Here is a 17,606-nt window from a genome sequence, read left to right on the forward strand (position 1 = left end):
GGACACTTCCTTCGGACCGCCTTCCAGCGGGCCCTCCGGGCGCTTCGTTCTTTCGTGTTTCCAGCTTATCAGACGTTTTCCGCTCCGTTTTCCGGAGTTTCATTCATCCGATTTGGCTTCCGCCTTTCGGCGCTCCCGAACTCTATCAGAGTTTCTCGGTCCGTTTTCCCGGTCGTTCTCGAATTCGCATTCGCATTCGAGGACTTCCTTGGGGCTCGTCCCGTGGGGCAACCCGGAGAACACTACGCACCGGATCGCCCCACGTCAAACCAGCGGCGGCGGTCAGACCTCGACGACGACCGGCAGGATCATCGGCCGACGGCGGTAGTTGTCCGCGACCCACTTGCCGATGGTCCGACGGACCAGCTGCTGCACCTGGCGGGGCTCCAGCACGCCGTCACTCGCCGAGCGGTCCAGGGCCTCCTGGAGCTTGGCGACGACCGGTACGAAGGCGTTGTCCTCGATGCCGGAGCCGCGGGCCTGGATGCTCGGACCGCCGACGATCTTGCCGTTGGTCGAGTCGACCGCGACGAAGACCGAGATGAAGCCCTCCTCGCCCAGGATCCTGCGGTCCTTGAGCGAGGCCTCGGTGATGTCGCCGACCGAGGCGCCGTCCACGTAGACGTAGCCGGCCTGCACCTTGCCGACGATCCGGGCGACACCCTTCTCCAGGTCGACGCAGACGCCGTCCTCGGCGATGACCACGCGGTTGCGCGGCACGCCGGTCGCGATGCCCAGCTCGGCGGCGGCCCGCAGGTGGCGCCACTCGCCGTGGACCGGCATCAGGTTGCGCGGCTTGCAGATGTTGAAGAAGTACAGCAGCTCACCGGCCGAGGCGTGGCCGGAGACGTGCACCTTGGCGTTGCCCTTGTGCACGACCTTGGCGCCCCAGCGGGTCAGGCCGTTGATCACGCGGTAGACGGCGTTCTCGTTGCCCGGGATGAGCGAGGAGGCCAGGACGACGGTGTCGCCCTCGACGATGCGGATCTGGTGGTCGCGGTTGGCCATCCGGGACAGCGCCGCCATCGGCTCGCCCTGCGAGCCGGTGCAGATCAGCACGACCTCCTTCTCCGGGAGGTCGTCCAGCTGCTTGACGTCCACGATCAGGTTGCCGGGGACCTTCAGGTAGCCGAGGTCGCGGGCGATGCCCATGTTGCGGACCATCGAGCGGCCGACGAAGGCGACCTTGCGGCCGTACTCGTGGGCGGCGTCCAGCACCTGCTGGATGCGGTGCACGTGGCTGGCGAAGGAGGCGACGATGATGCGCCGGTCGGCGTTGGCGAAGACGTTCCGCAGGGCCGCCGAGATGTCCCGCTCGTGCGGGATGAAGCCGGGGACCTCGGCGTTGGTGGAGTCCACCAGCAGCAGGTCCATGCCCTCCTCGGCCAGCTTGGCGAAGGTCGGCAGGTCGGTCAGGCGGCCGTCCAGCGGCAGCTGGTCCATCTTGAAGTCACCGGTGGCCACGACCATGCCGGCGGGGGTGCGGACGGCCACGGCCAGGGCGTCCGGGATGGAGTGGTTGACCGCGATGAACTCGCAGTCGAAGGGGCCGATGCGCTCGCGCTGGCCCTCCTTCACCTCCAGCACGTACGGCCGGATGCGGTGCTCGGCGAGCTTGGCCTCGATCAGGGCGAGGGTCAGCTTCGAACCGATCAGCGGGATGTCCGGGTTCTCCCGGAGGAGGAAGGGCACGGCCCCGATGTGGTCCTCGTGCCCGTGGGTCAGGACGATGCCGTCGATCTTGTCGAGGCGGTCCCGGATGTAGCTGAAGTCCGGGAGGATCAGGTCCACACCCGGCTGCTCGTCCTCGGGGAAGAGGACGCCGCAGTCGACGATCAGGATGCGGTCCCCGTACTCGAAGACCGTCATGTTGCGGCCGATCTCGCCGAGGCCGCCGAGCGGGGTGATGCGGAGGGCGCCCTCCTTCAGGGCCGGGGGCGCGCCGAGTTCGGGATGCGGGTGGCTCAAAAGACTCTCCTCACGACGCACGCCACATGCCCGGGGTCCTCCCCCTGGAGACATATGGCGTGCGTACTCAGTGTCGTTTTCCTACTGGGTCGGTGCTCTCGCGCCTTCGGTCCGGTCCAGCGGCGGACCCGGGGGTCCGGCGAGCCGGGGCGCGCACGTCTGTGTCTGCTAGAGGTGTACCCCGCCGGCGGCGAGATCCTGCTTCAATCGGTCGATCTCCTCGGGCGTCGCACCGACCAGCGGCAGCCGCAGCGGCCCGGCCGGCAGGCCCTGGAGGTCCAGCGCGGCCTTGGTGAGGATCGCGCCCTGAGTGCGGAACATACCGGTGAACACCGGCAGCAGGCCCTGGTGGATCGCGGTGGCCTTGGCCACATCGCCCCCCAGGTAGGCCTCGATCATCGACTTCAGCTCACCGGCCACCACGTGCCCGACGACGCTGACCACGCCGACGGCTCCGACGGACAGCAGCGGCAGGTTGAGGACGTCGTCGCCGGAGTACCAGGCGAGGTCGGAGCGGGCGATCGCCCAGGCCGCGGCGCCCAGGTCGCCCTTGGCGTCCTTGTTGGCGACGATCCGCGGGTGCTCGCCCAGGCGGACCAGGGTCTCGTGGCTCAGCGCGACCCCGCTGCGGCCCGGGATGTCGTAGGCCATGACCGGCAGCCCGGTCGCGTCGGCGACCTGCGTGAAGTGCCGGTACAGGCCCTCCTGCGGGGGCTTGTTGTAGTACGGCGTGACGACCAGCAGCCCGTGCGCCCCGGCGGCCTCCGCCTGCCGGGCCAGCTCGACGCTGTGGTGGGTGTCGTTGGTGCCGACCCCGGCCACCACGTGGGCGCGATCCCCGACCGCCTCCACCACGGCGCGGACGAGCTGGGCCTTCTCGGCGTCGCTGGTGGTCGGTGACTCACCGGTGGTGCCGTTGACGACGAGGCCGTCGTTCCCGGAGTCGACGAGGTGCGTGGCGAGGCGCTGGGCGCCGTCGAGGTCGAGTGCGCCGTCGGCGGTGAACGGGGTGACCATCGCGGTCAGCACCCGGCCGAACGGCGTCTGGGGGGTGGAGGTCGGAGCCATGCGTCCAAAACTACTCGTAGGCGGTGGGGCGGTACCCATGCCGGTCCATGGTTCGGACAGGTGGAGCAGGCGGGGGGTGGGAGGTGGGACTCCGGTGCTGCCCGCTCGGGGGTTCAGGCAGCACCGGAATCCGTGGTCACGAATGTAGGGAGCGGCTAGAAAAGCCGCAATCCAGACATGCCAGGCACACTGCCCATATGCCTGTTGCCCCAGGTCAGGGGGCGACTCGGCCGTGCTTCTCGAAGGCCGCATGGGTGAGCGGCATGAGCTGCGCCCACTGCTCCTCCATCTGCTCGGCGACCATCTCGATCTCGCGCTGCGGGAAGGACGGCACCGCCGAGTTCTCCCGCCGGGTGCGCAGCGAGAGGAAGTGCATCAGCGAGCGCGCGTTGCAGGTCGCGTACATCGAGGAGAACAGGCCGACCGGCAGCACCGCGCGGGCCACCTCGCGGGCCACGCCGGCCGCCAGCATCTCCTGGTAGCGGGCGTAGGACTCGCGGTACGCGGCCTCCATCGCCTCGGTGGTGGTCCTGTGCTGCTCGGGCGTGCCCTCGTGGAACTCGTACTTGCCCGGGCGGCCCTGCTGGACCAGCTTGCGGTCCTCGGAGGGGACGTAGAAGACCGGCTCCAGCTCGCGGTAGCGGCCGGACTCCTCGTTGTACGACCAGCCGCTGCGGTGCCGGTGGAACTCGCGGAAAACGAAGATCGGCGCGCTGATGAAGAAGGTCATCGAGTTGTGCTCGAACGGCGTGCCGTGCCGGTCGCGCATCAGGAAGTTGATCAGTCCCCGGGACTTCTCCGGGTCCTGCTGCAGCGCCTCCAGGGACTGCTCCCCCGCGGTCGACACCCGGGCCGACCAGATGACGTCCGAGTCCGCGGCGGCGCTGCGGACCAGCTCCACCGTCACGTCGCTGCGGAAGCTGGGGGCCGTCGGTTCGTCGCTCACGCGTTACTCCTTGCGGGTTCGGTGCTGTGCAGCTTGATGGCGTGCTGCATGGTCTTGCGGGCGCGCGGGGTGTCGCCGGCGTCGGCGTAGGCCACGGCGAGGCGGAACCAGACCCGCCAGTCGCCCGGCGCGGCCTCCGCCTCGGTCTGCCGGCGGGCGAAGACCGCGTCGGCCGAGGCCCGGTCGATCCGCCCGCCGGTGGTGCGCTCCAGCTCGTCCACCGGAAGGCCGCCCTCGGCATCCAGCTCCCGGGCGAGCTGCTCGCTGGCCCGGCCGAAGCGGACGGTCTGGCGCAGGAACCAGACGCCGATCAGCGGGATCACGAAGGCACACAGGCCGATGCCGACGCCGAGCGGCTTGCCGGTGGCGATCAGCTGGACGCCCTCCCCCACGCAGAGCAGGGCGACCAGCAGCAGCACGCCGGACAGGACGAAGAAACCGGTACGGGAGGTCATGAGGGTCTCACAGGTCCAGGAAGTGTTCGAGGCCGAAGGTCAGCCCCGGGGTCTCGACGACCTTCCGCACGCCCAGCAGGATCCCCGGCATGAAGCTGCTGTGGTGCAGCGAGTCGTGCCGGATGGTGAGCGTCTCGCCGGTGTCGCCGAACATCACCTGCTGGTGGGCGAGCAGGCCGCGCAGCCGAACGGCGTGCACCGGCACCCCGTCCACGTCGGCGCCGCGCGCGCCGGGCAGGCTGTGGGTGGTCGGGTCCTGCTGCTTCGGGCGGCCGGCCTCGGCCCGGGCGGCGGCGATCAGCTGGGCGGTGCGGGTGGCGGTGCCGCTGGGGGCGTCAGCCTTGCGGTCGTGGTGGAGTTCGACCACCTCGACCGACTCGAAGTACTTCGCCGCGACCTGCGAGAACTTCATGCCGAGGATCGCGCCGATGGAGAAGTTCGGGGCGATCAGCAGGCCCAGGTCCGGGGCCTCCGCCAGCCAGCCGCGGACGGTGGTGAGCCGCTCGTCCGTCCAGCCGGTGGTGCCGGTGACCACGTGGATGCCGTTGTGGACGCAGAAGTCGAGGTTGCCCATCACCGAGTCCGGGTGGGTCAGTTCGACGACGACCTGGGCCCCGGCCTCGGTCAGTTCCTCCAGCTTCGAGCCGCGCCCGAGGGCGGCGACCAGCTCCAGGTCCGGCGCGGCCTCGACGGCCTTGACCGCCTCCGAGCCGATCCGCCCCTTGGCGCCGATCACGGCGACACGCAGCGTCATAGCGAAAGTCCTCTCACCAGCAGTCTCGGGTCTCACACCAGCAGATCGGCGAGCTTGGCGGCCCGCTTGTCGTTGACCGGACCGATCAGCGCCAGCGACGGCCGGTACGCGCCCAGCACATCACGGGCCACCTCGTGGACGTCCTCCAGGGTCACCGCCGCGATCCGCTCCAGCATGTCGTCCACCGACAGGTGGTGCCCGTAACTGAGTTCGGCCTTGCCGATCCGGTTCATCAGCGAGCCGGTGTCCTCCATGCCGAGCACGGTGGAGCCGGAGATCTGCCCGATCGCGCGCTGCAGCTCCTCCTCGGTGATGCCCTCGGCGACCACCTTGGCCAGCTCCTCGCGGCAGATCCGCAGCACCTCCTCGACCCGCTTGGGCTGGCAGCCGGCGTAGATGCCGAACAGGCCGCTGTCCGCGTAGGAGGAGGAGTACGAGTAGACCGAGTACGCCAGGCCGCGCTTCTCCCGGACCTCCTGGAACAGCCGGGAGCTCATCCCGCCGCCCAGGGCCGCGTTGAGCACGCCCATCGCCCAGCGGCGCTCGTCGTGCCGGGGCACCCCGGGCACGCCCAGCACCAGGTGGGCCTGCTCGGTGGAGCGGTTGAGCACCTCCACCTTGCCAGCCGTGCGCAGCGCCTTGAGGCCGCGGCGGGCCTCGGAGGGCGCCGCGGTGGAGCGGGCCAGCACCGGGGCGAAGGCCCGCTCGACCTGCTTGACCACCTTGCGGTGGTCGAGGTTGCCGGCCGCGGCGACGACCAGGTTCTCCGGGCGGTAGCGGCGGTGGTAGAAGCCGGCGATCTGGTCCCGGGTGAGCGCCTTGATGGTCTCCTGGGTGCCGAGGATGGGGCGGCCGAGCGGGCCGCTGCCGTAGATCACCTTGGCGAACAGGTCGTGGACCACGTCGCCCGGGTCGTCCTCGGCCATCGCCATCTCTTCGAGGATCACGCCGCGTTCGGCGTCGACGTCCTCGGGGCGGATCAGCGAGCCGGTGAGCATGTCGCAGACCACGTCGATGGCCAGCGGCAGGTCGGTGTCCAGGACCCGGGCGTAGTAGCAGGTGTTCTCCTTCGCGGTGAAGGCGTTCATCTCGCCGCCGACCGCGTCCAGGGCCGCCGAGATGTCCAGCGCGCTGCGCCGCTCGGTGCCCTTGAAGAGCAGGTGCTCCAGGTAGTGGGTCGCGCCGTTGAGCTGCGGGGTCTCGTCCCGCGAGCCGACGCCGACCCAGATGCCGAAGGTCGCGGAGCGCACCGTCGGCAGGGTCTCGGTGACGACCCGCAGGCCGCCGGGCAGGACGGAGCGGCGCACCGTGCCGGCGCCGTCGACGCCCTTGAGCAGGGTCCGGGTGCTGCCGGGACGCTGCTTTACCGCCGGGGCCTGGGCCACGGTGGGTACCTCCAGAGGAAACGCACGCGCGATGCACGTACGGACGAAAGCGTGGACAACGGGGTGCGGCCCGCACGCCGGGAGGCGTACGGGCCGCAAGGGTCAGCTAGCGGCGCTTCACTCGGAAGCGGCCTCGCCGGCTTCCTCGCCCTCGATGACCGGGATCAGGGAGAGCTTGCCGCGCGGGTCGATCTCGGCGATCTCGACCTGCACCTTGGCACCGACGCCGAGGACGTCCTCGACGTTCTCCACGCGCTTGCCGCCGGCCAGCTTGCGGATCTGCGAGATGTGCAGCAGACCGTCCTTGCCCGGCATGAGCGAGACGAACGCGCCGAACGTCGTGGTCTTGACCACGGTGCCCAGGTAGCGCTCGCCGACCTCCGGCATGGTCGGGTTGGCGATCTGGTTGATCGTGGTGCGGGCGGCCTCGGCGGCCGGGCCGTCGGCGGCACCGATGTAGATGGTGCCGTCGTCCTCGATCGTGATCTCGGCGCCGGTGTCCTCCTGGATCTGGTTGATCATCTTGCCCTTGGGGCCGATGACCTCGCCGATCTTGTCCACCGGGATCTTGATGGTGATGATGCGCGGCGCGTTCGGGGACATCTCGTCGGGCGAGTCGATGGCCTCGTTCATCACGTCGAGGATGTGCAGGCGGGCGTCGCGGGCCTGCTTCAGCGCGGCGGCCAGCACGGAGGCCGGGATGCCGTTGAGCTTGGTGTCCAGCTGCAGCGCGGTGATGAAGTTGCGGGTACCGGCGACCTTGAAGTCCATGTCGCCGTACGCGTCCTCGGCGCCCAGGATGTCGGTCAGCGCGACGTAGTGGGTCTCACCGTCGATCTCCTGGGAGATCAGGCCCATGGCGATGCCGGCGACGGCGGCCTTCAGCGGCACACCGGCGTTCAGCAGCGACATGGTCGAGGCGCAGACCGAGCCCATCGAGGTGGAGCCGTTGGAGCCGAGCGCCTCGGAGACCTGGCGGATGGCGTACGGGAACTCCTCGCGGGTCGGCAGGACCGGCAGGATGGCGCGCTCGGCCAGGGCGCCGTGGCCGATCTCGCGGCGCTTGGGCGAGCCCACGCGGCCGGTCTCGCCGACCGAGTACGGCGGGAAGTTGTAGTTGTGCATGTAGCGGCGACGCGTCTCCGGGGAGAGCGTGTCGAGCTGCTGCTCCATCCGGAGCATGTTCAGCGTGGTGACACCCAGGATCTGGGTCTCGCCGCGCTCGAACAGCGCCGAGCCGTGGACGCGCGGGATGGCCTCGACCTCGGCGGCCAGGGTGCGGATGTCGGTGACGCCGCGGCCGTCGATGCGGACCTTGTCCTTGATGACGCGCTCGCGGACGATCTTCTTGGTCAGCGCGTTGTAGGCGGCGCTGATCTCCTTCTCGCGGCCCTCGAACTCGGGGAGCAGCTTCTCGGCCGCGACGGCCTTGACGCGGTCCAGCTCGTTGTTGCGCTCCTGCTTGCCCGGGATGGTCAGGGCCTGGGCGAGCTCGTCCTTGACGGCGGCGGTCAGCGCGGCGAGGACGTCGTCCTGGTAGTCCAGGAAGACCGGGAACTCGGCGGTCGGCTTGGCGGCCTGGGCGGCCAGCTGCGACTGCGCGGCGCACAGCACCTTGATGAACGGCTTGGCGGCCTCCAGGCCGGAGGCGACGACCTCCTCGGTCGGCGCCTCGGCGCCGCCCTCGACCAGCTTGATGGTCTTGTCGGTGGCCTCGGCCTCGACCATCATGATCGCGACGTCGCCGTCCGGCAGGACGCGACCGGCGACGACCATGTCGAAGACGGCCGACTCCAGTTCGCTGTGGGTCGGGAAGGCGACCCACTGGCCCTTGATCAGGGCGACGCGCACGCCGCCGATGGGGCCGGAGAACGGCAGGCCCGCCAGCTGGGTGGAGGCGGAGGCGGCGTTGATGGCGACCACGTCGTACAGGTGGTCGGGGTTGAGCGCCATCACGGTGCAGACGACCTGGACCTCGTTGCGCAGGCCCTTGACGAAGGACGGGCGCAGCGGGCGGTCGATCAGGCGGCAGGTGAGGATCGCGTCCTCGGAGGGCCGGCCCTCACGACGGAAGAACGAGCCGGGGATGCGGCCGGCGGCGTACATCCGCTCCTCGACGTCCACGGTCAGCGGGAAGAAGTCGAAGTGCTCCTTCGGCTGCTTGGACGCGCTGGTGGCCGACAGCACCATGGTGTCGTCGTCCAGGTAGGCCACGGCGGAGCCGGCGGCCTGACGGGCCAGACGGCCGGTCTCGAAGCGGATGGTACGGGTGCCGAAGGAACCGTTGTCGATCACGGCCTCGGCGTAGAACACGTTCTCTTCCACCTGGAAGATCTCCTCTTTCGTACGTCTCCGGGAGAGCGTCCCCGCGCACTGCCTGGTATTGGCCCTGGGGCCCTCCCGCCAGGGAGGGCGGCAGTCGGGCCGGTCTTCGATCGAAGCCTCCGGGGTGCCCCGCTCTGCTGCGGGGGTTCCGGGGGCCACTACCGAGGACCGGCGCCTCACGGCTGCCGGGCCGGGACGGGCGGTCCGCGTCTGGACGCTCTCTCGGATGCGGGCGGCTTCCGTTTGAAGCCTTCGTCCCGCGGGGGGTTCGGGCTCGCTGCCCGGGTGGCGCGCTGCTGCGCCATCACCCGGCATGCCCACAACCCTACGGTGCAATCCTCGGCCACCTGGGGAGGTGCGCGCGAGTTGTTATGCCAGGGTGCCGCGGCCGAAGCGCCGCGGCATACGCGCGAGGGGCGGCTCCCCGGTGTGGGGAGCCGCCCCGAGCGGCGAGCTTAGCGGGCGCCGCCGGCGGCACCGCGGCGGATGCCCAGGCGGTCGACGAGCGTACGGAAGCGCTCGATGTCCTTCTTGGCCAGGTACTGCAGGAGGCGGCGGCGCTGGCCGACCAGGATCAGCAGGCCACGGCGCGAGTGGTGGTCGTGCTTGTGGAACTTGAGGTGCTCGGTCAGGTCCGAGATGCGACGGGAGAGCATGGCGACCTGGACCTCGGGGGAGCCGGTGTCGCCCTCCTTCTGGCCGAACTCGGCGATGATCTGCTTCTTGACGTCAGAGGCGAGAGCCACTGCAACTCCTTCAAGGTCTACCGAGCGGTCCTGGTCGACAGCACAGGACTCTGCGAGAACTCGGTGTCGTGAGTGCGGCCGGCGGTCGGCTGCCCCTGGGGGCGGACACACGGCTGCGCTCGAAGGCCAAGCGTACCAGTGCCGCCCACCCGGCCGGTCGGCGGGTGGGCGGCGGGCGGCCGGGGGTCAGCCGGTGGCGCCGCGGACCAGCCGGTAGATGTTCAGCACGGCGAGCGCCAGCGGGACCAGCGAGATCAGGGTGAGGCTGTCGACCAGGTCCAGGATGCGCCCCCAGAACGGGGAGACGCCGAGCCGGGGCACCACCAGGGCGATCGCGGTGAGCAGCGCCGCGCCGAAGGCGATGGAGGCGGCCAGCCAGATGGTGCGCAGGTCCAGGTCGGTGCCGGAGCCGGCGGTGCGCAGGATGAACTGCGGGGTGTGCAGGGACAGCCCGACGATCAGCAGGCTCAGGCCGAGCAGGCCGGCCACGGTGAGGCTGAGGACCTGCGCGGTGTAGCGGAAGAGCCGGGCGCGCAGCATGGTGGCGATGCCCAGGGCGAGCGCGAGCAGTTCGGGGAAGGTCCGGTCGGTGAAGGAGAGGACCGCGCAGGCGCCGACCACGACCGCGGCGCAGCCGCCGACCAGGCCGACCAGCACCTCGTGGCCGCGGCGGGCCTGGTGGGCGATCCGCTCGTACTGGACGGCCTCGGCGCGCTCGGCCTCCTCGTCGTAGTCGCGGCTGCGGGTGCGGGTCTGGCCGGGGGCGCTGAAGCCGACCGGCAGCCGGGCGAAGCGGGCGGAGAGGCTGGGCAGGAAGCCGATCGCGGCGACGGCGGCGACTCCGGTGACGGCGGCGATGTTCCCGGCCGCGGTGTCCGGCATCAGCACGGCGGCGAAGGTGGCGAGCGCGCCGGCGGCGGCGACGAAGGCGGCGGCGACGAACACCGCGTCCATCGTAGGCAGCAGTCCGGCGAGCAGCACGGCGATCACCAGGACGGTGACGCAGCCGGTCAGGAACTGCAGCCGGCCGGGGCCGTCCCACTTGTGGGCGACGGCGATGACGCCGCTGCCGGCGATCATGGCGTGCGGCAGGGCCCCGAGGCCGAGGGCGACGGCGGCGGGCGCGTCCCCGTAGACCCGGGCGCGGACCCCGGCGAGCGCGGTGAGCACGACGGCGGCGACGCCGGCCAGTACGCCGGGCAGGCTGTGCATGTCGTGGCGCAGGTCGGAGAACCAGAGCGCGAAGCCGAGCAGCGTGAGCAGCACCCCGGTGCCGATCAGGCCGAAGCCGCGCATGAGGTCGACGGTCCAGAACCGGCGGTCGGCCTCGACGGCGCTGGCGATGGCGTCGGCGACGTCGTCGTAGACGGCTGGCGGCAGGGACTCGGCGAACGGGCGCAGTGCCAGCAGGTCGCCGTCGCGGACCTGCTGGGCGGCCAGCGACAGGCTGCTGTCGAGCACGGTGCCGTCGCGGCGGACCAGGTGGAAGCCGGTGGGGGTGCCGTCGGGCTGGGTCTGGTTGGCCAGGCGCAGCACCTCGGGGTAGACGTCGGCGAGTGCGACGTCCTCGGGCAGGGCGACGTCGATCCGGCGGTCCGGGGCGACGACGGTCACCCGGCAGTAGCCCGTGGCGGCGGTGGCACTCATGCGCCCGCCTCGCCGCGCCCGGCAGGGGCACTCGTCCCCACGCACGTTTCGATCACGAGCTCGCTCCGCTCGCTCATTGCCGCACCTCGATCCTTCGACGCACTTCGGCGCTCCCCCTGTGGTTGACGGTGCCGCGGGACGCGGCGCGCGGTCTGGCCGCGGAACCGGCCCGGCCGGGCCGCGAGTTGGCGCGGCGTTACCCTACCCGCTCGGTTCGTGCCCGGCGCCGCTGCGGTGGCGGGCCCGGCGGGCGGTGCGGGGGCGACGGGGGCGGACACGCCCCTATGTAGGATCGGCGCCTGCGCACGGTGGTACGGGGGCTGCGCTGTGTGGGGCGTCCTCAGTCTCGTGAACCCGTACCGGAGCGGGCGCAGTCGCGTGAGGGCTGATGCCGAAGTGATCGATCGACGCCGCGGGGTGGATGACGCATGGGTGTGATCATGGTCAAGCGACCGGCCAGGGCGTACCCGCCGACGGTGCCGGACGAGCCGGTGGAGCTGGTCAGTCCGCCCGAGCTGCCCCGGCAGGGCGGCGAGGACTGGCTGATGAGCATCCTGCCGATGCTCGGCATGGGCGGTTCGGCGGTGTTCTTCTTCTCGCCGGGCGCGGCCGCCCCGATGAAGATCATGGGCGGTCTGATGATCGTCTCGACGGTCGGCATGGTCCTGGCCCAGATCGTCCGGGCCCGCAAGGGCGGTTCGACCGCGATGGCGGACGAACGGCGCGACTACCTCAAGTACCTGCAGCAGACCCGCCGCCAGGTGCGCCGTACGGCGGAGAGCCAGCGCGGCGCGCTGCTGTTCCTGAATCCGGCGCCGGACCAGCTGTGGTCGATCGTCGAGGACGGCCGGCGGCTGTGGGAGCGGCGGACGGGGGACGGCGACTTCGCGCAGATCCGGGTGGGCCTCGGGCCGGTGCAGCTGTCCACCCCGCTGGTGGCGCCGCAGACCGCGCCCATGGACGAGCTGGAGCCGCTGTCGGCGGCCGCGATGCACTCCTTCCTGAAGGCCCACGGCACCCTGCAGGACCTGCCGTTGGCGGTCTCGCTGCGGGCGTTCTACCACATCACGGTGTGCGGGGACCCGGACTCGGTGTACGGCAACGTGCGCGCGATGATCGCCCAGCTGACCACCCTCCACTCGCCGGACGACCTGCTGGTCGCGGTCGCCGCGGCGCCCGGTGCGGCGGAGGAGTGGGACTGGACCAAGTGGCTGCCGCACAACCAGCACCGCAAGGAGGCGGACGGCGCGGGCTCGCGCCGGCTGAGCGCCCACGACCTGGGCGACCTGGAGTACCTGCTGCAGGACGAGCTGTCCGGCCGCCAGCGCTTCGTCCGGGACGCGGCGCCCGCGGCGGACCAGCCGCACCTGGTGGTCATCATGGACGGCGCCGGGGTGCCCCACGACTCGGTGCTGGCCGGGCCCGAGGGCGTGCAGGGGGTGACCGTCATCGAGGTCGTCCCGGGCGAGGTGGACGAGCCGAGCGGGCACCTGATGGTGACGGTCAGCCCGCAGGAGCTGGTGCTGCGTTCGGCCTCGGGGGCGACGTACGCCGGCAAGCCGGACCTGCTCTCGCTGTGGCAGTCCGAGGCGCTGGCGCGGCAGTTGGCGCCGTACCGGGCCTCGGCCGGCGGGGACGACGAGCCGCTGCTGTCCAACCTGGACTTCACCGACATGATGAACTCGGGCGACCCGGGCTCCTTCGACGTGGCCCGCAGCTGGCGACCGCGCGCCCAGCACGAGCGGATGCGGGTGCCGATCGGCGTCGGTGCCAACGGCGAGCACGTCTACCTGGACATCAAGGAGGCCGCGCTGGAGGGCATGGGCCCGCACGGCCTGTGCGTGGGCGCGACCGGTTCCGGCAAGTCGGAGCTGCTGCGCACGCTGGTGCTCGCGCTGGCGATGACCCACTCCTCGGAGACGCTGAACTTCGTGCTCGCCGACTTCAAGGGCGGCGCGACCTTCCTCGGCATGGCGGACATGCCGCACACCTCCGCGGTGATCACCAACCTGGAGGGCGAGCTCACCCTGGTCGACCGCATGCGCGACGCGATCGAGGGCGAGCTGCACCGCCGCCAGGAGCTGCTGCACCGCTCCGGCAACTACGCCAACATCCACGAGTACGAGCGGGCCCGGGCGGCCGGCGCGGCACTGGACCCGCTGCCCTCACTGGTACTGATCATCGACGAGTTCTCCGAACTCCTCACCGCCAAGCCCGACTTCATCGAGATGTTCATCCAGATCGGCCGGATCGGCCGCTCCCTGGGCGTGCACCTGCTGCTGGCCTCGCAGCGCCTGGAGGAGGGCAAGCTGCGCGGCCTGGACACCTACCTCTCGTACCGGATCGGTCTGCGCACCTTCTCGGCGGCCGAGTCGCGGGCGGCGATCGGCGTGCCGGACGCCTACCACCTGCCGCCGGTGCCGGGCGTCGGCTACCTGAAGTTCGGCGAGGACGTGATGGACCGGTTCAAGGCCGCCTACGTCTCGGGGCCGTACCGGGCGCCGGGCCAGCAGCGGTCGACCGGCGGACGGCGGGTGAACGCCCAGCCGGTCCTGTTCACCTCGGCGTTCGTCGACCTGCCGCCGGAGCCGGTGGAGGAGGAGGCGCCGCAGGCGCCGGAGCAGGACGACGCGCTGGTGGACACCGTGCTGGACGTGTTCGTCCAGCGGATGGCCGGCCAGGGCCCGGCCGCGCACCAGGTGTGGCTGCCGCCGCTGGACGAGGCGCCGAGCATCGACCACCTGCTGCCGCCGCTGCAGGTCGTCCCGGAGCGCGGGCTGACCGCGCCCGGCTATCCGGGCGGCCGGCTGCGGGCGCCGATCGGCATCGTGGACAAGCCGCGCGAGCAGAAGACCGACATCCTGGAGGTCGACTTCTCCGGGGCGGCCGGCCACGGCCTGATCGTGGGCGGCCCCCGCTCGGGCAAGTCGACCGTGCTGCGCACCATGACGGCCGCCTTCGGCCTCACCCACACCCCGCGCGAGGTGCAGTTCTACCTGCTGGACTTCGGCGCGGGCAGCTTCCAGTCGCTGACCGGCCTGCCGCACGTCGGCGGGGTGGCCGGGCGCCTGGACGTGGACAAGGTGCGCCGGATGGTCTCCGAGGTGCACAGCGTGATGAACCGGCGCGAGGAGCTGTTCCGGGCGACCGGCATCGACACCATCGCGACGTACCGGGCCCGCCGGGCGGCCGGGCAGCTGCCGGACGAGGCCTTCGGCGACGTCTTCCTGATGATCGACGGCTGGAACACCTTCAAGCAGGAGTTCGAGGGGTTGGAGCCGGTGATCGGCGACATCGCCCAGCGCGGCCTCGGCTACGGCGTCCACCTGGTGATCACCGCGGCCCGGTACGCCGAGGTGCGCCCGGCGCTGAAGGACCTGCTGCAGAACCGCGTCGAGCTGAAGCTCGGTGACGCGATGGAGTCCGAGGTGGACCGCCGGGTGGCACAGAACGTCCCGCCGCTGGCCGGGCGCGGCATCACCGCGGAGCGGCTGCACTTCCTGGGCGGGCTGCCCCGGCTGGACGGCTCCTCCTCGGTGGAAGACCTGCAGGACGGCGTGGCCGGGCTGGTCACCGCGGTCGACGGGGCCTGGACCGGCCCGCGCGCCCCGCAGGTCCGGATGCTGCCGGCCGTCCTGGACGGCAACTCGCTGCCGAAGGGCTTCGAGCACCCGGAGCGCGGCCTGTGCTTCGGCGTGGACGAGGCCGAGCTCGCGCCGGTGTTCGTCAACTTCGAGACCGACCCGCTGTTCATCGTCTTCGGTGACACCGAGTCCGGGAAGTCGGCACTGCTGCGCATGCTGGTCAAGCAGATCACCGAGCGCTACACCCCGGACCAGGCGGGCATCGTGGTCGGCGACTACCGGCGCGCGCTGCTGGGCACCGTGCCGCAGGAGTACCTGGTGGAGTACGCGGCCGCCCAGCCGTCCATGGCCGCCGTCGTGGACATGCTGCGCGGGGCCTGCGCCCGGCGCCTGCCCGGCCCGGACGTGACCGCCGAGCAACTGCGCAACCGCAGCTGGTACAGCGGCAAGGACATGTTCGTGATCGTCGACGACTACGAGCTGGTCGCGACCAGCTCGGGCAACCCGCTGGCGCCGCTGGCCGAGTTCCTGCCGTTCGCCCGGGACATCGGCCTGCGGGTGATCGTGGCCCGCAGCGCGGGTGGCGCCGGGCGCTCGATGTACGAGCCGGTGATGCAGCGGATGCGCGAGCTGGGCGGGCAGGGCGTCATCCTCTCCGGCAACCGGGACGAGGGCGCGCTGCTGGGAACGGTCAAGCCGCAGGCGCTGCCGCCGGGCCGCGGGATCTACGTCTCACGCCGCGCGACCAACGGGCAGATGGTCCAGACGGGCTGGCTGCCGGTGCAGTGACGGGGCCGCGCGAGCGGGCCGTTCACTACGGACGGTGATCGAAGGGGTCGGGCTCGACGGAGTCCGACCCCTTCGGCGTCCCAGGTGCTGAAACGTTACCTACATCTTTCCGGGCCGGGGCTGCGGTTCCCGTACCCACCCGGGCGGTTGCCGTACGACCCGATGGCACCTGGCGTGTCACCTCCCGGCCGAACCGCAGCCTTTGAATAGTGGCACGCAACGCCAAATTCACCTTTGATTCATGCCCGATGTAGCCAAAGTAACAAGTCGGACAAACAGCGCCATGACCGTAAGTGATCATCGGATCGCATGTTTATGCCGATCGCCGCAACGGATTCCGAAGCAGTTCCGGCGTTGACGCAGTCAATACGCCCACGGTTCCATTGCGGCCCGGGAGCGACCGGATAAGACCCGAGCAACCAGCCAGCGGAGGCGATACCGCTCCCGTCCCAGGACCGCACAGAGCCGATCGGAATCCAGATGACCGACACGCTTCGCCCGCCACAGAACGTAGCCGCCACGGCGGACGGGGTCGCGCCCCAGCAGCTCAAGCGCTCCATCGGCGTCGTGGGCGGCACCCTGCTCACACTGTCCTGCGTCACCCCGGCCTCGACGCTCTTCGTGATCGTGCCCGAGCTGTTCTCCAGCATCGGCAGCGCCACCGCCCTGGCCATCGCCATCGGCTCGGTCCTCTGCATCGCGGTCGCCTTCTGCTACTCCGAGCTCGGCACCCTGATCCCCAGCGCCGGCGGCGAGTACGCGATGGTCGGCACCCTGGCCGGGCGGCTCGCGGGCTGGCTGGTCTTCATCCAGTCGCTCATCGTGGTGATGATCGTCCCCTCGGTCATCGCCCTCGGGACCGCTGACTACCTGGCGCCCGTCCTGCACGTCGACAAGCCGATCGCCGGCGCCGCCGTGATGCTGGCCGCCACCCTGGCCGGCCTGCTCGACCTGCGTGCCAACGCCTGGATCACCGGCATCTTCCTGGTCCTGGAGGTCATCGCGGCCGGCGTGGTCTCGGTGCTCGGCTTCGCCCACACCAACGCCCACCACCCGAGCCTGCTGCACGGCCTGGTCTCCACCGACGGCGGTGCCGCCAGCCCGGTCGGCATCGGCGCCATCATCGGCGCGCTCGGCATCGCCCTGTTCGCCACCCAGGGCTTCTCCACGGCCGTCTACCTGTCCGAGGAACTGGAGAACCCCCGCCGCACCGTCTCCCGCACCGTGCTGTGGACCCTCGGCCTCTCCAGCGCCATCATCCTGGTCCCGGTCGCCGCCATCACCATGGGCGCCCCCGACCTGCAGAGCCTGACCTCCGGCGACATCTCCGGCATGGTCACCGCGTGGAGCAACTCCGCGGTCGGCACCTTCATCAGCCTCTGCATCGCGCTGGCCATCATCAACGCCGGCATCGTCATGGTCATCCAGAACTCCCGGGTGCTGTTCGCCTCCGCCCGTGACAAGGCCTGGCCCGAGCCGGTCAACAAGGCCTTCGGCACCCTCGGCCGCTTCGGCTCCCCGTGGATCGCGACCCTGGCCGTCGGCCTGCCCGGCGCCGCGCTCTGCTTCGTCAAGGGCGAGCTGCTCAGCAACATCACCGGGGTCGCCGTCACCGCGATGTACCTGCTGGTCGCCGTCGCCTCGCTGCTCTCCCGCCGCGGCCACCACAAGCACGCCGCCGCCTGGCGGATGCCGCTGTGGCCGGCCGTCCCGGTGCTGCTGATCGTCGTCCTGGTCTACGTCATGACCCAGCTGGACGCGGAGCCGCTGCTGTGGACCGGCGGCATCACCGCCGCCGCCACCCTCTACTGGCTGTTCTACCTGCGCCCCCGGCAGGCCACCCGCTGGGTGATCAGCCTCCCCGAGGACCAGCGGGACTGACCCCCCGATCCCCCACCCACCCCCACACGGCGGTGCCCCGGGCCCTCCCCCGAGCCCG

The 17,606-nt window shown here is 71.0% G+C and carries 11 protein-coding genes; 2 read left to right on the forward strand and 9 right to left on the reverse strand.

What is annotated here, in order from left to right; genetic code table 11:
* Positions 1-282 precede the first annotated feature (282 nt).
* The 9 genes from ACFV1W_RS32175 to eccD form a co-directional block, all read right to left on the reverse strand.
* Positions 283-1,968, reverse strand: a complete 1,686-nt coding sequence (locus ACFV1W_RS32175) for a ribonuclease J (protein ID WP_380420788.1) — start codon at positions 1,966-1,968, stop codon at positions 283-285.
* A gap of 168 nt (positions 1,969-2,136) precedes the next feature.
* Entirely contained in the window at positions 2,137-3,036 is a 900-nt protein-coding gene (dapA, locus tag ACFV1W_RS32180) for a 4-hydroxy-tetrahydrodipicolinate synthase (protein ID WP_380420789.1), read from the reverse strand.
* A 214-nt stretch (positions 3,037-3,250) separates the two neighbouring features.
* The gene (gene thyX / locus ACFV1W_RS32185; RefSeq protein WP_355211070.1) at positions 3,251-3,982 is read right to left on the reverse strand and encodes an FAD-dependent thymidylate synthase; all 732 of its coding nucleotides are present in this window, start codon (positions 3,980-3,982) and stop codon (positions 3,251-3,253) included.
* Positions 3,979-4,437, reverse strand: a complete 459-nt coding sequence (locus ACFV1W_RS32190) for a hypothetical protein (RefSeq protein WP_380420790.1) — start codon at positions 4,435-4,437, stop codon at positions 3,979-3,981. The genes thyX and ACFV1W_RS32190 overlap by 4 nt, the downstream gene beginning before the upstream one ends.
* Before the next feature lie 7 nt (positions 4,438-4,444).
* Positions 4,445-5,191 (reverse strand): 4-hydroxy-tetrahydrodipicolinate reductase, encoded by a 747-nt coding sequence (gene dapB / locus ACFV1W_RS32195; RefSeq protein WP_380420791.1) that lies wholly within the window; start codon positions 5,189-5,191, stop codon positions 4,445-4,447.
* A 32-nt stretch (positions 5,192-5,223) separates the two neighbouring features.
* The gene (locus ACFV1W_RS32200; protein ID WP_380420792.1) at positions 5,224-6,576 is read right to left on the reverse strand and encodes a M16 family metallopeptidase; all 1,353 of its coding nucleotides are present in this window, start codon (positions 6,574-6,576) and stop codon (positions 5,224-5,226) included.
* A 117-nt stretch (positions 6,577-6,693) separates the two neighbouring features.
* The gene (locus tag ACFV1W_RS32205) at positions 6,694-8,901 is read right to left on the reverse strand and encodes a polyribonucleotide nucleotidyltransferase (RefSeq protein ID WP_030289910.1); all 2,208 of its coding nucleotides are present in this window, start codon (positions 8,899-8,901) and stop codon (positions 6,694-6,696) included.
* 455 nt (positions 8,902-9,356) lie between these two features.
* Entirely contained in the window at positions 9,357-9,647 is a 291-nt protein-coding gene (gene rpsO / locus ACFV1W_RS32210; RefSeq protein WP_030289909.1) for a 30S ribosomal protein S15, read from the reverse strand.
* A gap of 186 nt (positions 9,648-9,833) precedes the next feature.
* Positions 9,834-11,294 carry a type VII secretion integral membrane protein EccD gene (eccD, locus tag ACFV1W_RS32215; protein ID WP_380420793.1) on the reverse strand — a complete coding sequence of 487 codons (1,461 nt, stop codon included), beginning with the start codon at positions 11,292-11,294 and terminating at the stop codon, positions 9,834-9,836.
* 428 nt (positions 11,295-11,722) lie between these two features.
* Between eccD and eccCa the strand changes: the two genes are divergently transcribed.
* Both eccCa and ACFV1W_RS32225 read left to right on the forward strand, forming a co-directional pair.
* Positions 11,723-15,667 (forward strand): type VII secretion protein EccCa, encoded by a 3,945-nt coding sequence (eccCa, locus tag ACFV1W_RS32220; RefSeq protein WP_380420794.1) that lies wholly within the window; start codon positions 11,723-11,725, stop codon positions 15,665-15,667.
* Positions 15,668-16,147: 480 nt separating this feature from the next.
* Positions 16,148-17,548, forward strand: a complete 1,401-nt coding sequence (locus tag ACFV1W_RS32225; protein ID WP_380420795.1) for an APC family permease — start codon at positions 16,148-16,150, stop codon at positions 17,546-17,548.
* Positions 17,549-17,606 lie beyond the last annotated feature (58 nt).

The organism is Kitasatospora sp. NPDC059648, from assembly GCF_042734825.1.
Taxonomy (GTDB): Bacteria; Actinomycetota; Actinomycetes; order Streptomycetales; family Streptomycetaceae; genus Kitasatospora.

Excerpts from the sequence above, each read along its gene's own strand:
- eccD (WP_380420793.1), bottom strand. The coding sequence starts at position 11,294 with ATGAGTGCCACCGCCGCCACGGGCTACTGCCGGGTGACCGTCGTCGCC.
- dapB (WP_380420791.1), bottom strand. The coding sequence starts at position 5,191 with ATGACGCTGCGTGTCGCCGTGATCGGCGCCAAGGGGCGGATCGGCTCG.
- ACFV1W_RS32190 (WP_380420790.1), bottom strand. The coding sequence starts at position 4,437 with ATGACCTCCCGTACCGGTTTCTTCGTCCTGTCCGGCGTGCTGCTGCTG.
- eccCa (WP_380420794.1), top strand. The coding sequence starts at position 11,723 with ATGGGTGTGATCATGGTCAAGCGACCGGCCAGGGCGTACCCGCCGACG.
- dapA (WP_380420789.1), bottom strand. The coding sequence starts at position 3,036 with ATGGCTCCGACCTCCACCCCCCAGACGCCGTTCGGCCGGGTGCTGACC.
- ACFV1W_RS32225 (WP_380420795.1), top strand. The coding sequence starts at position 16,148 with ATGACCGACACGCTTCGCCCGCCACAGAACGTAGCCGCCACGGCGGAC.